The 18,509-nt window shown below is 69.8% G+C and carries 15 protein-coding genes; 10 read left to right on the top strand and 5 right to left on the bottom strand.

Annotation, left to right across the window (positions count from 1 at the left end):
* Positions 1 to 15: 15 nt before the first annotated feature.
* Positions 16 to 1,230: an epoxide hydrolase family protein gene (locus BLW09_RS09025; protein ID WP_089911358.1), complete on the bottom strand. Its 1,215-nt coding sequence runs from the start codon at positions 1,228 to 1,230 to the stop codon at positions 16 to 18.
* A 241-nt stretch (positions 1,231 to 1,471) separates the two neighbouring features.
* On the opposite strand from BLW09_RS09025, the gene BLW09_RS09020 reads away from it, so the two are divergent.
* On the top strand, positions 1,472 to 2,788 hold the full coding sequence (locus tag BLW09_RS09020) for an LCP family protein (protein ID WP_231947142.1): 1,317 nt from the start codon (positions 1,472 to 1,474) through the stop codon (positions 2,786 to 2,788).
* 220 nt (positions 2,789 to 3,008) lie between these two features.
* Complete coding sequence (locus BLW09_RS09015; protein WP_089911352.1) at positions 3,009 to 4,406, top strand: MFS transporter; 1,398 nt, start codon at positions 3,009 to 3,011, stop codon at positions 4,404 to 4,406.
* Here BLW09_RS09015 and BLW09_RS09010 read toward each other — a convergent pair.
* Entirely contained in the window at positions 4,388 to 5,221 is an 834-nt protein-coding gene (locus tag BLW09_RS09010; protein ID WP_089911349.1) for a UbiA family prenyltransferase, read from the bottom strand. The genes BLW09_RS09015 and BLW09_RS09010 overlap by 19 nt on opposite strands.
* Positions 5,222 to 5,294: 73 nt before the next feature.
* Between BLW09_RS09010 and BLW09_RS09005 the strand changes: the two genes are divergently transcribed.
* The 7 genes from BLW09_RS09005 to BLW09_RS08975 all read left to right on the top strand — a co-directional run bounded on the left by BLW09_RS09005 (position 5,295) and on the right by BLW09_RS08975 (position 13,444).
* Entirely contained in the window at positions 5,295 to 6,308 is a 1,014-nt protein-coding gene (locus tag BLW09_RS09005) for a LacI family DNA-binding transcriptional regulator (protein WP_089911346.1), read from the top strand.
* A gap of 155 nt (positions 6,309 to 6,463) precedes the next feature.
* Positions 6,464 to 8,224 carry a glycoside hydrolase family 13 protein gene (locus tag BLW09_RS09000; protein ID WP_089916746.1) on the top strand — a complete coding sequence of 587 codons (1,761 nt, stop codon included), beginning with the start codon at positions 6,464 to 6,466 and terminating at the stop codon, positions 8,222 to 8,224.
* Positions 8,225 to 8,269: 45 nt separating this feature from the next.
* Entirely contained in the window at positions 8,270 to 9,646 is a 1,377-nt protein-coding gene (locus BLW09_RS08995) for an extracellular solute-binding protein (protein WP_089911344.1), read from the top strand.
* Positions 9,643 to 10,572, top strand: coding sequence for a carbohydrate ABC transporter permease (locus BLW09_RS08990; protein WP_231947140.1), 930 nt, complete (start codon positions 9,643 to 9,645; stop codon positions 10,570 to 10,572). Before BLW09_RS08995 ends, BLW09_RS08990 begins: the two co-directional genes overlap by 4 nt.
* Entirely contained in the window at positions 10,569 to 11,564 is a 996-nt protein-coding gene (locus tag BLW09_RS08985) for a carbohydrate ABC transporter permease (protein WP_089911340.1), read from the top strand. Before BLW09_RS08990 ends, BLW09_RS08985 begins: the two co-directional genes overlap by 4 nt.
* Positions 11,565 to 11,587: 23 nt before the next feature.
* On the top strand, positions 11,588 to 12,787 hold the full coding sequence (locus BLW09_RS08980; RefSeq protein ID WP_089911338.1) for a glycoside hydrolase family 3 N-terminal domain-containing protein: 1,200 nt from the start codon (positions 11,588 to 11,590) through the stop codon (positions 12,785 to 12,787).
* 108 nt (positions 12,788 to 12,895) lie between these two features.
* Positions 12,896 to 13,444 carry a YceI family protein gene (locus BLW09_RS08975; protein ID WP_089911333.1) on the top strand — a complete coding sequence of 183 codons (549 nt, stop codon included), beginning with the start codon at positions 12,896 to 12,898 and terminating at the stop codon, positions 13,442 to 13,444.
* Positions 13,445 to 13,549: 105 nt separating this feature from the next.
* Here the strand turns inward: BLW09_RS08975 and BLW09_RS08970 are convergent, their stop codons facing one another.
* The 3 genes from BLW09_RS08970 to BLW09_RS08960 all read right to left on the bottom strand — a co-directional run bounded on the left by BLW09_RS08970 (position 13,550) and on the right by BLW09_RS08960 (position 16,907).
* A complete protein-coding gene (locus BLW09_RS08970; RefSeq protein WP_089911330.1) occupies positions 13,550 to 14,938 on the bottom strand; it encodes an NAD(P)/FAD-dependent oxidoreductase in 1,389 nt (462 codons plus the stop codon).
* A gap of 68 nt (positions 14,939 to 15,006) precedes the next feature.
* A complete protein-coding gene (locus BLW09_RS08965; protein ID WP_089911327.1) occupies positions 15,007 to 16,422 on the bottom strand; it encodes an aspartate aminotransferase family protein in 1,416 nt (471 codons plus the stop codon).
* 2 nt (positions 16,423 to 16,424) lie between these two features.
* Positions 16,425 to 16,907 (bottom strand): Lrp/AsnC family transcriptional regulator, encoded by a 483-nt coding sequence (locus BLW09_RS08960; protein WP_089911324.1) that lies wholly within the window; start codon positions 16,905 to 16,907, stop codon positions 16,425 to 16,427.
* 88 nt (positions 16,908 to 16,995) lie between these two features.
* On the opposite strand from BLW09_RS08960, the gene BLW09_RS08955 reads away from it, so the two are divergent.
* Complete coding sequence (locus tag BLW09_RS08955) at positions 16,996 to 18,447, top strand: gamma-aminobutyraldehyde dehydrogenase (RefSeq protein ID WP_089911321.1); 1,452 nt, start codon at positions 16,996 to 16,998, stop codon at positions 18,445 to 18,447.
* Positions 18,448 to 18,509 lie beyond the last annotated feature (62 nt).

Raw genomic sequence — 18,509 nt, 5'->3', positions numbered from 1 at the left:
TGCTCCTTCCGCGGCTCAGCGCAGAGACCGGAACGTGGCGCGGACCTCCTGCGAGAACAGCTCCGGCTGCTCCCATGCGGCGAAGTGCCCGCCGCGGTCGAGCCGGTTGAAGTGGATCAGGTTCGGGTAGGCGGCCGTCGCCCAGCTGCGCGGCGCGGCATAGATCTCGTCCGGGAACACGCTGACGCCGGTCGGGAGGGTGACGCCCTTCGGTGCGAAGAACGCCAGCTTGCTCTCCCAGTAGAGCCGGGCGGAGGAGACCGCGGTGTTGGTGAGCCAGTACAGCGTGACGTTGTCGAGGATGTCGTCCCGCGTCAGCCCCTCCGTGCCGCCCGCGAACACCCGGGCGATCAGGTCGTAGCTGCGGGCGTCGTGGTCGAGCATCCACGCGGCGAGCCCGACGGGGGAGTCGGCGACCCCGTACAGGGTCTGCGGCCGGTTGCCCATCTCCTGGGCGTAGGCGAGGCCGTGCGCGTAGAAGAACGCGAGCTGGTCCCAGGCGCCGCGCTCCTCCGCATCGAGGTCCGCGGGCGGCGGCTCGTGGGCGTCGAGCGCCTCCTGGATGGCGGGCGGGATGGTCGCGGGCATGTTCGTGTGGATCCCGACGAGCCCGGGAGGGGCGAGCAGAGCCAGCTGCTCCGTCACGGCGTTGCCCCAGTCGCCGCCCTGGGCGACGTAGCGGTCGTAGCCGAGCCGGCGCATCAGCTCCGCCCAGGCCCGGGCGATGCGGATGGGGTCCCATCCCGTCGTCTCCGGCTTGCCGGAGAACCCGTGGCCGGGAAGCGACGGGATGACCAGGTGGAAGGCGTCGGCGGCGTCCGCTCCGTGGGCGGTCGGATCGGTGAGCGGTCCGACGATCTTCAGCTGCTCGATGACGGAGCCCGGCCAACCGTGCGTGACGATCATCGGAAGCGCGTCATCGTGCCGCGAGCGGATGTGCAGGAAGTGGATGTCGAGGCCGTCGATCTCGGTGACGAACTGGGGGATGTCGGCGAGCCGCGCCTCGACGGCCCGCCAGTCGTGCTGGTCGGCCCAGTAGTCGGCCAGGGCGCGGACGACCTCCAGCTGCACGCCCTGCGAGCTGTCGTCGACGGTCTCGCGCTCCGGCCAGCGGGTGGCTCGGATCCGCCTGCGGAGGTCGTCGAGCTCGCCGTCGGTGGCCGTGTAGTGGAAGGGCCGGATGTCCGCGCTCGCGCTCCCGGCGTCGCTGCGGTGTTCTGCGATGGTCATGGTGGCTCCTCGGAGGGGTTCTCGGCGGTCGAGCGGCCGTCGCGAGACGATGGTGACGCCGGGGGATCACGCCCGGCATCGGGGAGAACACCCAACGCGACGCGGCGGCGCCGCCGAGTGGCGGGAACCCCTCATCGGACGCGGGATGTGAACGTCCTCATCCCGTGTGCGCGCCTCGCAGCGGCCGGAAAGGCGGGGTCGCTAGGATTTCAGCAACGTTCACCGAGACCGAGGGATGCCGATGACCGATCTGCCGCGACGGCATCAGCGCGCCCGGGGGCCGGAGGGCGTCCGCCACGGTCGGCTGCCGCGACGGCGAGCGGGGATCGCCGTCCTCAAGATCCTCGCGGGTGCGCTGGTGGTCGCCGTCGTCAGCATCGGCTCCGTTGCGGCATACGCGGTGTGGGATGTGACGCGCTCGATCAAGACCGGTGTCCACCTCCAGGCGCTCCCCGGGCAGACGCCGATCCCGCAGGACATCCCGAACGTCGGGGCGCTGCCCGGCGGCGTCAACCTGCTGCTCGCGGGCACAGACAGCCGGAGCGATCTGGGCGGGATCTACAACAGCGCGGACGAGCAGGATGCCAGCAGCGGGGCCGGCAACAACGACGTCACGATGCTGTTGCACATCGCGCAGGACCACAAGAGCATGATGGTCGTCAGCTTCCCGCGCGACCTCATGGTGCGCATCCCGGACTGCCCCGGCCCGAACGGCGGGACGATCGACGGCAGCTCGTACGCCCAGTTCAACACAGCGCTGTCCCGCGGCGGCCTGAACTGCGTGGTGGCGACGGTCTCGAAGATGACCGGGCTGAGCATCCCGTTCGCCGCGGTCATCAACTTCAACGGGGTCAGTGCGATGTCCGACGCCGTCGGCGGTGTGACGGTGTGCCTGGCGTCGCCCGTCACGGACAAGTACACGAACCCGCCCCTCGACCTGCCGGCCGGTCAGAACACGATCGTCGGGGATGTGGCGCTCTCCTTCCTCCGCAGCCGTCACGGCGTCGGCGACGGCAGCGACCTGGGCCGCATCTCCAACCAGCAGGTCTTCCTGTCGGCCCTGGCCCGCAAGGTCGTCGACGGCGGAGTGCTCTCGAACCCGGTGCAGCTGTATGCGCTGGCCAAGGCGGCGGTGAGCAACATCACGCCGTCCGACACGCTCACGAACCCGACGACCCTTGTGCAGATCGCGCTGGCGCTGAAGGACACAGGACTGCAGAACATGGTGTTCGTGCAGTACCCGGCCGTGACCGACCCGGACAACCCCAACCGCGTGGTGCCGCAGGTGTCGGCGGCGAACGCGCTCAACCAGGCCCTGGTGAACGACCAGCCGGTGAAGCTGACCGGCTCGACGGGACGCGCCGCCGAGGACCCGACCGCGACGGCCTCGCCGCCGCCGACCACGGGAGGGCAGCCGTCCCCGGCCACGCCGGGAACCCCGGCGGCCCCGGCGACGCCGGGAGCAACGGATCCTGCTGCGGGCGCAGCGGTCGAGCTGCCGTCCACCATCACCGGTCAGACCGCCGCCCAGCAGACCTGCACCAAGGGCAACGACTAGCCGCGCCTTTTGACGCGAACGGAGGACTTCGCGTCCGCGACGGCCCCGGCCTCCTCCGTTCGTGGCGAAACGCCACCCCGGCCGCCGCATCCACCTCCCTTTCCCGCGGGCGAGCGCCGCCGGCCGATCGCGGAAACGGAGGATGTGCGCCCCTCCGTCCGCCGCGCGCGGGGGTCCGCCCGCGGTTGCCACGATCCCGGCGACGCCGTTGAATGAGTCCATGACCAACGTGCGGATCGAGCGGATGTCGTCGCTCCAGCTGAGAGTGCTCGTCATCGCGATCCTCGCGAGTTTCGTCGCCTTCCTCGACGGGGCCGTCATCAACGTCGCGCTCCCGGCGATCTCGCGGGAGCTCGGCGGCGGGCTCCCGCTGCAGCAGTGGGTCGTCGACGGCTATCTGGTGACGCTCGGCTCCCTCATACTCATCGCAGGCTCCCTCTCCGACGTCTTCGGCCGGAAGCGCGTGCTCTACGCGGGCCTGATCGGCTTCGGCGTGACGTCGCTGATGTGCGCGTTCGCGCCGACCGGCGTGTTCCTGGTGATCGCCCGCGCGCTGCAGGGCGTGGCCGGTGCACTGCTCGTGCCCAGCTCCCTCGCGATCATCATCTCCCGCTTCGACGGCGCGGCCCAGGCAAAGGCCATCGGCCGGTGGACGGCGTGGACCGGTGTCGCGATGATCGCCGGCCCAGTGGTCGGCGGCATCTTCGTCGACACGCTGTCGTGGCGGTGGGTGTTCGTCATCAACGTCATCCCGATCGCGATCACCCTGATCCTCATGATGACGCTGAAGGGCGAGGACAAGGGGATGGGCGGCCGGGTCGACTACGCCGGCGCGATCCTCGGGTCGGTCGGCCTCGCGGGAACGGTGTTCGCGCTGATCGAGCAGGGGACGTACGGCTGGGGGAGTCCGCGGGTCTGGATCCCGCTGGTCGTCGGCATCCTCAGCCTGGTGGCGTTCTTCATCGTGGAGACGCGCGTGAAGCAGCCGATGCTCCCGCTCGGGCTGTTCAGCGTCCACAACTTCTGGGTCGGCAATGTCTCGACGTTCTTCGTCTACGGGGCGCTCTCGTTCGGCCCGCTGATCGTCACGCTGTACCTGCAGCAGGTGGCCGGGTTCTCGGCGATCGCCGCCGGATTCGTGTTCATCCCGTCCACGTTGTGCATGCTGCTGCTCTCGGGCCTGTTCGGCGGGCTCGCCGGCCGCTACGGGCCGCGGCTGTTCATGGCGATCGGTCCGATCATCGCGTCCGCCGGCTTCCTCTGGCTGCTGATGATGGGCACGGACGTCGACTACTGGACGACCCTGCTCCCCGCGGTCCTGCTGTTCGGCGTCGGCCTGTCGATCACCGTCGCGCCTCTGACCAGCGCGATCCTGGGCGCCATCCACCCCGAGCAGGCGGGCATCGCATCGGCCGTCAACAACGCGGTGTCCCGCATCGCCGGGCTGCTCGCGGTCGCCGCCGCGGGCATGATCATCGGCGGCACGCTCGATACCGAGGGACTCCACCGGGCGATGATCGCAGCGGCCGCGCTGCTGCTCGTCGGCGGCGTGGTGTCGGCCATCGGCATCCGCAACAAGGCGCCGGTCGCGGACAAGATTCAGACCGTCACGGACTGACCGGACAGCGCCAGCATGGCGACGTCCACGATCGCGCACGTCATGATGAGCTTCATCAGCAGACGCGTTGGACTCCTCCGGAGCAGCAGCACGACGCCGGTGACGGACGCGGCGAGTCCGATGACCAGTCCCACGATCAGGAGCGGTCGCACCGGGAACCCCGGCCCGACGGTGATGAGCACGGTCGCGACGGCGAGGGCGGCGAAGGCGAGCAGTCCGCTGAGCCGTGCACCGAGTCGGTGCGGGAGGCCGCTGATGCCGGTGCGGGCGTCGTCCTCCAGGTCGGGCAGGACGTTGGTCACGTGCGCCGCGACCCCGAGCAAGGCGCCCGCTGCGAACACCCACCACTGCGGAAGCGCCGGCTGCTCCTGGCCCAGCGTGGCGATGGCGGGGAGCACGCCGAACGAGACGGCGAACGGGACGAACGAGGCCACCGTCGACTTGAGGCCCAGGTTGTAGGCCCAGCCGCCGGCGATGGCGACGACGTGGGCGACGAGCGCTCCGGGCCCGAGGGGGATGGTCAGCAGGACGGCAGCGGCCAGGGCGACGAAGGCCGACACCCGGACGGTCGCGATCGACACATCCCCGCGCGCGGCCGGCTTGTCGCTGCGCTCCACCGCGCGGTCGCGGGCCGCGTCGAGCCAGTCGTTGCTCCAGCCGATCGACAGCTGGCCGCAGAGGATGGCGAGGGCGAGGAGCAGGAGACGGCCGGGCGGATACCCCAGCCCGACGCCGAGCAGCGTTGCGATCACGGTGACGACGACGGTCGGCCCCGGATGGCTGGCGAGCAGGAGGGAGAGCACCTTCTTCGCCATGCCGTCATCGTATCCCGCAGCTCCCCTGCAAACTACTTGCGTTGATCTGCAAGCTTTTGCGTACACTGTCGTCATGTCGAAACGACTCGCCGAAGTGGCGCGCAAGGTCGGTGTCAGCGAAGCCACCGTCAGCCGCGTCCTCAACGACAAGCCCGGAGTGTCGGATGCCACCCGCCAGGCGGTGCTGACCGCTCTGGATGTGCTGGGCTACGAGCGGCCGACCAAGCTGCGGGGGGAGCGCGCCCGGCTCGTCGGCCTCGTGCTTCCCGAACTGCAGAACCCGATCTTCCCCGCCTTCGCCGAGATCATCGGAGGGGCGCTGGCGCAGAACGGCTACACGCCGGTGCTCTGCACCCAGACGGCCGGCGGGATCTCGGAGGCGGACTACGTGGAGCTCCTGCTGCAGCAGCAGGTCTCCGGCGTCGTCTTCGTCGGCGGCGCCTATGCCCAGCAGGATGCGGACCACAGCCACTACGGCCGGCTGACCGACCTGCATCTGCCGACCGTGCTCGTCAACGCGCCGGTCGACTCGCTGCGGTTCGCGACGGTGTCGTGCGATGACACGGTGGCGACGACGCAGGCGCTGACGCACCTGCGGTCCTTGGGGCACGAGCGGATCGGGCTGCTGCTCGGCCCGCGCGACCACATCCCCTCGCAGCGCAAGCTCGCGGCGGCCCGCCGGATCGCGGCCGAGCGGGGCGAGGAGCTGGACGGGTCGCTCGTGGTGCACTCGCTGTACTCGCTGGAGGCGGGGCAGGCGGCGGCGACGCGGCTGCTCGCCGCGGGCGTGACGGCGATCGTGTGCGCGAGTGATCCCATGGCCCTCGGCGCGATCCGGGCCGTCCGGCGTGCGGGGCTGTCGGTGCCGAGGGACGTGTCGGTGGTCGGCTACGACGACTCCGCGCTGATGAACTGCACCGAGCCGCCGCTGACCACGATCCGCCAGCCGATCGAGCCGATGGGACGAACCGTGATCGAGCTCCTGCTCCGCCAGATCTCGAGCGATTCGGCCATCCGGGACGAGCTGTTCTTCGAGCCGGAGCTGGTGGTGCGGGGGTCCACGGGGCCTGCTCCGCACTCCCACTGACCCGCAAGCGTACGCAAAAGTGCGCAAACCAATTACGTATTGTTGAGTTCTTGCGTCATTCTGTCGCACTAGCTACATTTCGGTGAACGACGACGGCGCCGCGGTGTCCGTCGCGACGACAGACGACCGAAGGACTCAGCGTGGACCTCACCGTGATGGACGGCGGCACCGCCGCACCCGGCGCCCCGGCCGCCGCCCGCGTCTCCGCCTCTCCCGAGCCGGCGATCTCCGGTGCGACGGCCGCCACCGGAGCGACGCCCCCGTCCGACGACCCGCAGTGGTGGCGCAGCGCGGTCATCTACCAGATCTACCCCCGCAGCTTCGCCGACGGGAACGGCGACGGCGTCGGCGACCTCGCCGGCGTGCGCGAGCACCTGCCGTATCTCGCCGACCTCGGGGTCGACGCGCTGTGGTTCACGCCCTGGTACGACTCGCCGCTGGCGGACGGCGGGTACGACGTGGCGGACTACCGCCGCATCCACCCGGCCTTCGGCGATCTGGCGGAGGCGGAGGCGCTGATCGCGGACGCGCTCGCCCTGGGCATCCGCACCATCGTCGACGTCGTGCCCAACCACGTGTCCGACCGGCATCGCTGGTTCCAGGAGGCCCTGGCGGCAGGGCCCGGATCGCCGGAGCGCGAGCGCTTCTGGTTCCGGCCCGGCCGCGGCGACGACGGCTCGCAGCTCCCGACGTCCTGGCCGTCCAACTTCTCGGGCGACACCTGGACGCGCACGATCAACCCCGACGGGACGCCCGGCGAGTGGTACCTGCACCTGTTCAGCCCGCAGCAGCCGGACCTCAACTGGGACCACCCGGACGTGCGGAGGGAGCACGAGGACATCCTGCGGTTCTGGTTCGACCGTGGCGTCGCCGGCGTGCGCATCGACTCGGCCGCGCTGCTGGTGAAGGACCCGGCCCTGCCCGAACTGCCCGAGCATCCGGGCGCGGGGGAGCACCCCACCCAGGACCGCGATGAGCTCCACGAGATCTACCGCGGCTGGCGCGCCCTCGCGGACGGCTATCCCGGGACGCGCGTGCTGGTGGGCGAGCTCTGGCTGCCCGACATCGACCGGTTCGCGCTCTACCTGCGGCCGGACGAGCTGCACACCGCCTTCAACTTCGACTTCCTGGCGCGACCGTGGGATGCCGCCGAGCTGCGCGCCTCGATCGACGAGACGCTCGCGGCGCACGCCCCCGTCGGCGCCCCGAGCACCTGGGTGCTCTCGAATCACGACGTCACCCGTGCCGTGACGCGATACGGGCGCGAGGACTCGTCGTTCGCCTTCGCCACGAAGCGCAAGGGCACCCCGACCGACCTCGCCCTCGGGACGCGCCGCGCCCGCGCCGCAGCGCTCCTCACCGCGGCGCTGCCCGGCTCGCTGTACATCTACCAGGGCGACGAGCTGGGACTGCCGGAGGTCGAGGACCTCCCCGACGAGCTCCGCGAGGATCCGATGCACGAACGCTCCGGCGGCGTCGACCCGGGCCGGGACGGCTGCCGCGTGCCCCTGCCGTGGCGCGGAACGCGGCCGCCGTTCGGTTTCAGTCCCGACGGCGCCTCGGCCGAGCCGTGGCTTCCGCAGCCGGCCGGCTGGGCGGGCCTCACGGTGCAGGCGCAGCAGAGCGACCCGGCGTCGATGCTCTGGCTCTACCGGCAGGCGCTCCGGATCCGCCGCGCGGAGCCCGGACTCGGCGACGGGCCGCTGACCTGGCTCGACGCGGCCGACGGCGTCCTGGCGTTCGCCCGCGGCTCGGCGTTCGTGAACGTCACCAACCTCTCCGCTGCTCCGGTCGACCTTCCGGAGCACCAGGCGATCCTCCTCAGCAGCCGTCCGCTCGTCGACGGCAAGCTGCCACCCGACTCGACGGCCTGGCTGCGGACGCAGCACCGGCCGGCGGGGCACCTCACCACCTGAACGCACCATCCACGCACTGCACCATCACTCGAAAGGGTCCAGACAATGAAGTCATCACTCAGGATCGCGGCCGTTGCCGCGGTCACCATCGCCGGAGCGGGGCTCCTGGCCGGATGCTCGTCCTCCGGCGGCGACTCCGGCGACGGGAAGGTCCACATCACCGTCGCCAGCCTCATCCCCGGCAGCGACAAGGCCGCCTTCAAGGCCTTCGACGACCGCGTCAAGGAGTTCGAGAAGGCCAACCCGACGATCGACATCACGTCGGAGGAGTACCAGTGGACGGGGCCGACGTTCGCGACGCAGCTCGCCGGCGGCACCCTCCCGGACGTCTTCAACGTGCCGTTCACCGACTCCCAGTCGCTGCTGCAGGCGGGTCAGCTCGCCGACATCACCGCCGAGGTGAAGAAGCTGCCGTACGCCGACAAGTTCAACGAGAACGTGCTCGCCGTGGCGAAGTCCGGCGACAAGATCTTCGGCATCCCGTACGGCCCCTACGCGATGGGTCTGTCGTACAACCGGGAGATCTTCCAGAAGGCCGGGCTCGACCCGGACAAGCCGCCGACGACCTGGGATGAGGTGCGCTCAGCGGCGAAGACCATCTCGGAGAAGGTGCCGGGCGTCGCCGGCTACATGCAGATGACGCAGGGCAACACCGGAGGCTGGGAGCTGACCACGACGGTGTACGCGCGCGGCGGCCGGATGGAGACCACGGACGGCGGCAAGACCACGGTCACGACCGACAACCCGGTTACCAAGGAGGCTCTGCAGTGGCTGCACGACCTCCGCTGGGAGGACAACTCGGTCGGGAGCAACTTCCTGCTCGACTGGAGCGGCATCAACCAGGCGTTCGGCGCCGGGCAGATCGCCATGTACCCGTCCGGCTCGGACGTGCTGACCTCGCTCGTGCAGCAGAACGCGGTCGACCCGAAGAACTACGGGCTGACCATGCTGCCGATCGACGCGTCGAACGCCGACGCCGGGGTGCTCGCGGGCGGCAACGTCGCGGCGGTCAGCCCGAAGTCGTCGCAGGCGCAGAAGGAGGCCGCGGTGAAGTGGATCGACTTCTACTACATGCAGAAGCTGCTCAACCAGGACCAGGCGGTCGCCGACGCGAAGGTGCTGGTGAAGTCCGGCCAGCCGGTCGGGGTCCCGACGCTGCCCGTGTTCGACAAGGCCACCTACGACCAGAACATGGAGTGGATCAAGGACGAGATCAACGTGCCGCAGCAGAATGTGGCTCCGTTCACCGACAAGATCTTCGACGCGAACCTGGTACCGGAGCCCAACAAGCACACACAGGAGCTGTACGGCGCCCTCGACTCGGTCGTCCAGGCCGTGCTGACGGACAAGAACGCGGACATCGACAAGCTGCTCAGCAAGGTGGACAGCGACATCCAGAAGCTCGTCGACGCCGACAAGTGACTACACACGATCGACAGCTGAGCCGTCCCCGCCGCACGCCCGTGACCTGGGTGCGCGGCGGGGGCCTCAGCTCGCTGCTCTTCCTGCTGCCGATGCTCGTGATCTTCGGCATCTTCTCCTGGTGGCCCATCGTGCGGAGCGTCGTGATGAGCTTCCAGCACACGAACCTGGTCAGCGCGCCCACCTGGGTCGGCTGGGACAACTTCGTGCAGGTGGTGAACGATCCGCTGTTCTGGACCGCTGCCGGCAACACCGCGTGGTTCGCCTTCCTCGCGCTGCTGCTCGGCTATCCGATCCCGCTGATCGCGGCGGTGCTGATGAGCGAGGTGAAGCGGGCGAAGGGGCTCTACAGCGCACTCGCCTACCTGCCGGTGGTCGTGCCGCCGGTGGTGGCGGTGCTGCTCTGGAAGTTCTTCTACGACGCGCGCCCGGACGGCGTGTTCAACACCATCCTCGGCTGGGTCGGCATCCCGCCGCAGCCGTGGATCCAGTCGGCAACGCAGGCGATGCCGTCGCTCGTGGTGGAGGCGACCTGGGCGGCCGCGGGAGGGACGATCATCATCTACCTCGCCGCGATCACCGGCGTGGCGCCCGAGCTGTACGACGCGGCCGAGGTCGACGGCGCAGGCATCTGGCGCAAGATCTGGCACGTCACGCTTCCGCAGCTGCGCAGCGTCCTGCTGATCACGCTCATCCTGCAGATCATCGGCACGGCGCAGGTGTTCCTGGAGCCGTTCCTCTTCACCGGGGGAGGCCCGGTCGACTCGACCGTCACCATCCTGCTGCTCATCTACCGGTACGCGTTCCAGAACTCGCTGGGCGGCGACTACGGCGCCGCCACCGCGCTCAGCCTGATGCTCGCGGCGTTCCTCGCCGTGCTGTCGCTCGTGTACTTCCGCCTCACCAAGTCCTGGAGCCAGAATTGACGACCTCGACCGAACTGCCGCGCGAGGCCGCGGCCGACGCGCAGGAACTCCTCGTGCCTGCTCCCCAGGAACGGGCGGGACGCCCGCGGCGGCCGCGGCGCGGACGGGAGGACGCGGGCGACCGCGGCATCCTCTCCCGCTCGGATCGGCGCAAGCCGGGCGTGCGGTGGAGCGCGCGCTTCATCCACGGCGCGCTGCTCGTCGTGCTCGTGGTCGTCGGCCTCGGTCCGCTGCTCTGGCTGGCGAAGTCGGCGATCACCCCGACGGAGGACACCCTCCGGACGCCGATGGCGCTGTTCCCGAACGGCGTGGACTGGGCCAACCTGTCGGCCGCGTGGTCCACCGTCCACATCGACGTGCAGTTCATGAACACGATCTGGGTCGCCGCCGGGTCCTGGGCCGCACAGATCATCGTGGCGACGACCGCCGGGTACGCGCTGAGCGTGCTGCGGCCGAAGTACGGCCGGGTGCTCTACGGCCTGATCCTGACGACGCTGTTCGTCCCGTCGGTGGTGCTGCTCGTTCCGCTGTACCTCACCATCCTGAACCCGCCGCTGCTCGGGCAGTCGCTCATCAACACGTTCTGGGCGGTGTGGCTGCCGGCCGGCGCCAGCGCCTTCAACGTCGTGCTGGTCAAGCGGTTCTTCGACAACCTCCCGCGCGAGATCTTCGAGGCGGCGCGGACGGACGGAGCCGGGCCGTTCCGCCTGTTCTGGTCGATCGTGCTTCCGATGTCGAAGCCCATCCTCGGCGTCGTCTCGGTGTTCGCGATCATCGCCGCATGGAAGGACTATCTGTGGCCGCTGCTCGTGCTGCGCGACCCGGCCATCCAGCCCCTGTCGGTGCGGCTGCCCACGCTGCAGGCGGCGATCCAGCTGGATGTGTACCTCGCCGCGCTGGCGATCTCGACACTCATCCCGATCGCCCTGTTCCTGGTGTTCCAAGGGCTGTTCCTGCGGAGCGCCGGGCTCGGCGGAGCCGTGAAGGGCTGACGTCGCTGGGTTAGCATCGAGGGATGCGCGCAGCCCGACGCCGGATGCCCGCGGCTCTCGCCGGGGTGATCTCGGCGACGCTCCTCGCGGGGGTGCTGAGCGGATGCGTGGGCCCGGCCCCGGCGCGCACGACGGCGGGGGCGACGGCGGGGACGCGCACCGCCGCCGCATCCCCGAGCCCGTCGCCTGCGGCGACCGTCGACCTGGTGGAGGCGTACGCCCGCCAGCGTCTCGCCAACCTCACCCTGCGGCAGAAGGCCGCGAGCCTCTTCATGCTGCACCTGCCGGGAACCGACCCGGCGGCACTCCGCGGATACGTCGACCGGTACGGCGTCGGCGGCATGATCCTGATGGGCGACAACATCCCGTCGACCCCCGCCGAGCTGGCCGCGCAGACGGCCGCGATGACGGCGTCCGACCCCGGCCTGCCTCCGCTCATCGCCGTGGACGAGGAGGGCGGCGACGTCACCCGGCTCGGCTGGGACGACCAGCCCGGCGCCGACACCCTCCGCGACCAGGACCCGGCCGCGACGCGCGCTGCCTTCGCCCGCCGTGCGACCCTCCTGAAGCAGGCCGGGATCTCGGTGAACTTCGGAACCGTGGCCGACGTCACGGCCGACCCCAACTCGTTCATCGCCGACCGGGTGCTCGGCACGGAGCCCGGCGGAGCCTCCGCCCGGGTCGCAGCCTCGGTGGCGGGGGAGCGCGGGACGGTGCTGAGCACCCTCAAGCACTTCCCCGGGCACGGCGAGAGCGAAGCGGACTCGCACCATGCGGTGCCGGCGACCGCGGTCGGCAAGGACGAGTGGTCGGCGCGCGACGCGCCTCCGTTCCGGGCCGGCATCTCCGCCGGCGCCGAGTTGGTCATGTTCGGGCACCTCGCCTACACGCAGGTGGATGCGGCGCCCGCCTCGCTCTCCGCCGCCTGGCACCGCATCCTGACCGACGACCTGGGTTTCCGTGGAGCGAGCATCACCGACGACCTGCGGATGCTGCAGGACACCGGGTTGCCGCAGTACCAGGACGCGGGGGCGAACGCGGTGCAGGCGATCGCGGCGGGCAACACGATGGTGCTCGACGTGCTGCCGGCCGGAAGCGATCCGGATGCGCTGATCGACGCGGTCGTCGCGGCCGTGCAGCAGGGCCGCATCCCGCTCGCCCAGCTCGATGCGGCCGCGCTGAAGCTGCTGGAGCTCCGCCGGTCGGTCGCCACGGAAGAGTGACGCGTCAACTTTTTTCGCGTTTCGCGGAATAGTCCGGAGATCAATGCGCTTGCATGTATTCGACGCGGGGCGGAAGGGCCGCCCGGCGCGCGACTTCTAGGAGACACCGTGACCATCGAGATCCCCGGCTACAAGGCAGGCACCTGGACCATCGACCCCGCGCACAGCGAGGTCGGCTTCAGCATCCGTCACCTGATGATCAGCAAGGTGAAGGGCGTCTTCGAGAACTTCGACGCCACCTTCGTGACCGCCGAGAACCCGCTCGAGTCGAAGGTCACCGCGAAGGCCGACGTCGCGTCCATCAACACCAAGGACAAGAACCGCGACGCCCACCTCCGCACCGGCGACTTCTTCCTCGCCGAGGAGCACCCGACGATCGACTTCGTCTCGACCGGCGTGCGCCACGAGAACGGCGAGTTCCTCGTCGACGGCGACCTGACGATCAAGGGCGTCACCAAGCCGGTCACCTTCGAGTTCGACTTCGGCGGCTTCGGCCAGGACCCGTACGGCAACTACAAGGCCGGCGCGACCGCGAAGACCAAGATCAACCGCGAGGACTTCGGCCTCACCTACAACGCTGCGCTCGAGACCGGCGGCATGCTGCTCGGCGACGAGGTCACCATCACCCTCGAGCTCCAGGCCGTCCTCGCCTCCTGACCCTGAGCTCCCAGCCGCCCACCGTCGAGTACGCATTCTTTGCACACGACACGCCGCGCGTGCGTGCAAAGTTCGCGGACTCGACGGTGGGGCGCAACCCGGGGGTCAGTGGCCGATGAGGGGGCCGAGGGTGCGGGAGACGACGGAGGGGCGACGCGTGACGGACTCCTCCAGGTCGGCGGACTCCATGGCGACGAGGCCGGCGTTCGCGCCCGCGAAGCGGAGCGGTTCCGGCTCCCAGCGCGGCGACCGGTGGCCCACCCACGGGAGCGCCGTCAGGTCCGTTCGCGACTCCGTGAGCAGGTCCGCCAGCGTGCGGCCGGCCAGGTTCGTGGTGCTCAGGCCGTCCCCCACGTACCCGCCCGCCCACGCCTCGCGCGCATCCCGGTCGTAGCCGACGCTCGCGTGCCAGTCCCGCGGCACCCCGAGCGGCCCGCCCCAGTGGTGCGTGATCCGCGCGCCCGCGGAGTCGGGGAAGAGGTCGTGGAGCGTGTGGATGAGGTGGCCGCGCACGCGCGCCGAACGGTCGTACTCCGGCCGGATGGCGCTCCCCAGGTGGTACCGTGCCCCGCGACCGCCGAAGGCGAACCGGTTGTCGGCGGTCCGCTGCCCGTAGACGATCAGGTTGCGGAAGTCGGTGAACGTCTGTCCGTGCTCGATGCCGATCCGCTCCCACGTGGAATCGGGCAGCGGCTCCGTCGCGATCATCAAAGAGTAGAGCGGCAGGATGCGCCTGCCGACCTGCGGCAGCTGCGAGCCGTAGCCTTCCGTCGCGTTGACGACGGTCCCGGCCCGGACCGTGCGCGCTGAGCCGCCCGAGCGCACCTGCACGTTCCCGGCGTCCCAGGAGAGCACCTCGGTGCCCTCCGCGATGGTCGCCCCGCGGCGTTCGACGACCCGGGCGAGGCCGCGCACCAGTTTCGCCGGGTGGATGCGCGCGCACGCGGGCGTGTACGTCGCCGCCAGCGCATCCCGCACGCCGAAGCGCGACCGGACGGTCTCGGTTCCCCAGAGCGCGACGCGGTCGACGCCGTAGCGCTCCGACTCCTCGAACTCGGCCCGAGCTGCGGTCAGCTGCGGCTTCGATCGCGCGAACGTCACCGTCCCGCCCCGGGCGAAGTCGATGTCGATGCCCTCGGCGTCGGCGACCCGGCCGACCTCGTCGACCGTGTCGACCATCGCCTGGCGCATCCCGACCGCGGCATCCCGGCCGTACCGCTTCTCGAGCTTGGAGGCGGACCAGGGGAAGAGCGAGGAGCACCAGCCGCCGTTGCGGCCGGACGCGCCGAAGCCGGCGACCTCCTTCTCCAGCAGCAGGATGCGCAGCGATGGATCGCGTTCTTGCAGGTAGTAGGCGGTCCAGAGACCGGTGAGCCCGGCGCCGACGATCGCCACATCCACGTCGGTGTCGGCGTCGAGACCCGGCCGCGGACGGAAGCCGTCCTCCTCGGCGGCGATGGAGTCGAACCAGAAGCCGACCGTGCGGTAGTCCATTGCGCTCCTCTCGTTAAGGCGCGAATCCGGGACCACGTGCGCGGTCCCGGATTCGTCCTTTGGGGGTCTTACAGGTGGTTCGAGGCCTCCGTGAGCACCGACTCCAGGATCTGGCGGATCTCGACGAACTCGCTCGGGCCGATGGTGAGCGGCGGGGCGAGCTGCACGACGGGGTCGCCGCGGTCGTCGGCGCGGCAGTACAGGCCGGCGTCGAAGAGGGCCTTCGACAGGAACCCGCGGAGCAGGCGCTCCGCCTCGTCGTCGTCGAACGTCTCCTTGGTGTTCTTGTCCTTCACCAGCTCGATGCCGAAGAAGTAGCCGGCGCCGCGGACGTCGCCGACGATCGGCAGGTCGAGCAGCTTCTCGAGCTCGGCGCGGAACAGCGGCGAGTTCTCGCGGACGCGCTCGTTGAGCTTCTCCTCCTCGAAGATGTCGAGGTTCTCCAGCGCCACCGCGGCCGAGACCGGGTGACCGCCGAAGGTGTAGCCGTGGTAGAACGACGTGTTGCCGTGCTTGAAGGGCTCGTAGATGCGGTCGCTGATGATGGTCGCGCCGATGGGGGAGTAACCGCTGGTCATGCCCTTGGCGCAGGTGATCATGTCCGGCACGTAGCCGTACTCGTCGCAGGCGAACATGTGGCCGATGCGTCCGAAGGCGCAGATGACCTCGTCGCTGACCATGAGGACGTCGTACTTGTCGCAGATCTCACGCACGCGCTGGAAGTAGCCGGGAGGCGGCGGGAAGCATCCGCCCGAGTTCTGCACGGGCTCGAGGAAGATCGCGGCGACGGTGTCAGGACCCTCGAACTGGATCATCTCCTCGATGCGGTTCGCCGCCCAGACGCCGAAGGCTTCGAAATCGTCGGTCGGCGCACCCATCTCGCCTGCGCGGTAGTAGTTGGTGTTCGGGACGCGGAACCCGCCGGGGGTGAGCGGCTCGAACATCTCCTTCATGGCCGGGATGCCGGTGATCGCGAGGGCGCCCTGCGGGGTGCCGTGGTAGGCGACGGCGCGCGAGAGCACCTTGTGCTTGGTCGGCTTGCCCTGCAGCTTCCAGTAGTACTTGGCGAGCTTGAACGCGGTCTCGACCGCCTCGCCGCCGCCGGTGGAGAAGAAGACGCGGTTGAGGTCGCCGGGTGCGTACGACGCCAGCCGGTCGGCCAGCTCGATCGCGTTCGGGTGGGCGTACGACCAGATCGGGAAGAACGCCAGCTGCTCGGCCTGCTTCGCCGCCGTCTCGGCGAGACGCTTGCGGCCGTGGCCCGCGTTCACCACGAACAGTCCGGAGAGCCCGTCGATGTACTGCTTGCCGTGCGAGTCCCAGATGTGGTGCCCCTCGCCGCGCGTGATGATGGGGACGCCGTGGCCCTCTTCCATCACCGACTGACGGGCGAAGTGCATCCAGAGGTGGTCGCGCGCCTTCGCCTGCAGCGCCGCCTCATCGGCCGTGATCGGCTCGCCGAACGTTTCTACGGTTGTCGTCATGGTTATCGCGTTCCCCAGTTGTAGAACTGTTTGTGGAGTTTCAGATACACGAACGTCTCGGTGGAGAGCACGCCCTCCAGCGTCCGGATCTCGGAGTTGAGCATCGTGATGAGGTCGAGGTCGTTCTCGCACACCACCTCGGCGAGGATGTCGAAGGTGCCGGCTGTCAGCACCACGTAGTCCACCGCCGGCATGGCCGCCAGCTTGTCGGCCACCGCACGCGTGTCGCCCGTGCAGCGCACGCCGATCATCGCCTGACGGTAGAAGCCGAGCTGCATGGGGTCGGTCACGGCCACGATCTGCATCACGCCCGACTCGGTCAGCTTCTGCACGCGCTGGCGCACGGCCGCCTCGCTGAGACCGACGGCCTTGCCGATCTCCGCGTACGACTTGCGGCCGTCGACCTGCAGTTGCTCGATGATCGCCTTGGAGACATCATCGATCGCCGCAGCCTTCTGGCCGTTCGCTGCCCGAGGGGTACTCATGGAGCGATTCTGTCAGTGGATTGGATGTCTGGCAAGCGATTCCGCACGAATTTGCCCGTTTCGCTGACGAAATCAGTAGGCTGCCGCCATGACAGCTCGTGAACGCTCACCACGTGAACTGAAGAACTTCATCGACGGCCGCTCCGTCGAAGCCCGCGGCACGGACGCCATCCCGCTTATCGATCCCGCGACCGAGGAGGTCTACGCCAGCGCGCCCGTCTCCACGGAGCAGGACGTCGCCGACGCATACACCGCCGCCGAGCGCGCCTTCCGCACCTGGGGCCAGACCACACCGGCCGAACGCCAGCTGGCCCTGTTCCGCATCGCCGATGCGATGGAGGCGCGGGCGGAGGAGTTCGCCGACGCCGAGTCGCAGGACACCGGCAAGCCGCGCGCCACCCTGGTGGAGGACGAGATCCTGCTGTCGGTGGATCAGATCCGCTTCTTCGCCGGGGCGGCGCGCAACCTGGAGGGGCGGTCGGCGGGGGAGTACATGCCGGAGCACACCTCGTTCATCCGCCGGGAGCCGATCGGTGTGGTCGGACAGGTCACGCCCTGGAATTACCCGCTGAACATGGCGGTGTGGAAGTTCGCGCCGGCTCTCGCCGCGGGCAACACGACCGTGCTGAAGCCGTCGGACACGACTCCCCTGTCGACCCTACTGCTGGCGGAGGTCGCCGCGGAGTTCCTGCCCGCCGGCGTGCTGAACGTCGTGCTGGGCGACCGGTCCACCGGCGCTGCGATGACCGCGCATCCCATCCCGCAGCTCATCTCGATCACCGGGTCGGTGCGGGCCGGGATGGAGGTGGCGCGCGCCGCGTCGTTCGACCTCAAGCGGGTGCACCTCGAGCTGGGCGGCAAGGCGCCCGTGATCGTGTTCGACGACGCCGACATCGAGAAGGCGGTCGCGGGGATCGTCGCGGCCGGGTACTTCAACGCCGGTCAGGACTGCACGGCTGCCACGCGCCTGCTGGTTCAGGATGGCATCCACGACGAGTTCGTCGCGGCGCTCGCGCAGTACGCCGGGGAGAACGCGCGCACCGGCGCGCCGCGCGAGGACGGCATCCTCTACGGTCCGCTGAACAACGCGAACCAGCTGGCGCAGGTGTCCGGGTTCGTCGACCGGCTGCCGGACCACGCCACCGTGGAGCTGGGCGGTCACCGCCAGGGCGACCGCGGCTACTTTTGGGAGGCCACGATCGTGTCGGGGCTGCGGCAGGACGACGAGGCCGTGCAGAACGAGATCTTCGGCCCGGTTCAGACCGTCCAGCGGTTCGCGGACGAGACGGAGGCGCTCGCGAACGCCAACGGCGTGAAGTACGGGCTCGCGTCGTCGGTCTGGACGAAGGACCACGGACGGGCGATGCGGTTCGCCAAGGGGCTCGACTTCGGCTGCGTCTGGATCAACACGCACATCCCGATCGTCGCCGAGATGCCGCACGGCGGGTTCAAGCACTCCGGCTACGGGAAGGACCTGTCGGCCTACGGCTTCGAGGACTACACGCGCATCAAGCACGTCATGTCGTACATCGGAAGCTAGGTCAGGTCGGCGGGACCGGAGGCGCCACATCCTGACCTCGCCATCAGCTCCGGACTTTTTCG

The sequence above is a fragment of the Leifsonia sp. 21MFCrub1.1 genome, from assembly GCF_900107895.1.
Taxonomy (GTDB): Bacteria; Actinomycetota; Actinomycetes; order Actinomycetales; family Microbacteriaceae; genus Leifsonia; species Leifsonia soli.
The sequence above is the reverse complement of the archived record's forward strand: the minus strand, read 5'-3'. Positions and strand labels throughout refer to the sequence as shown.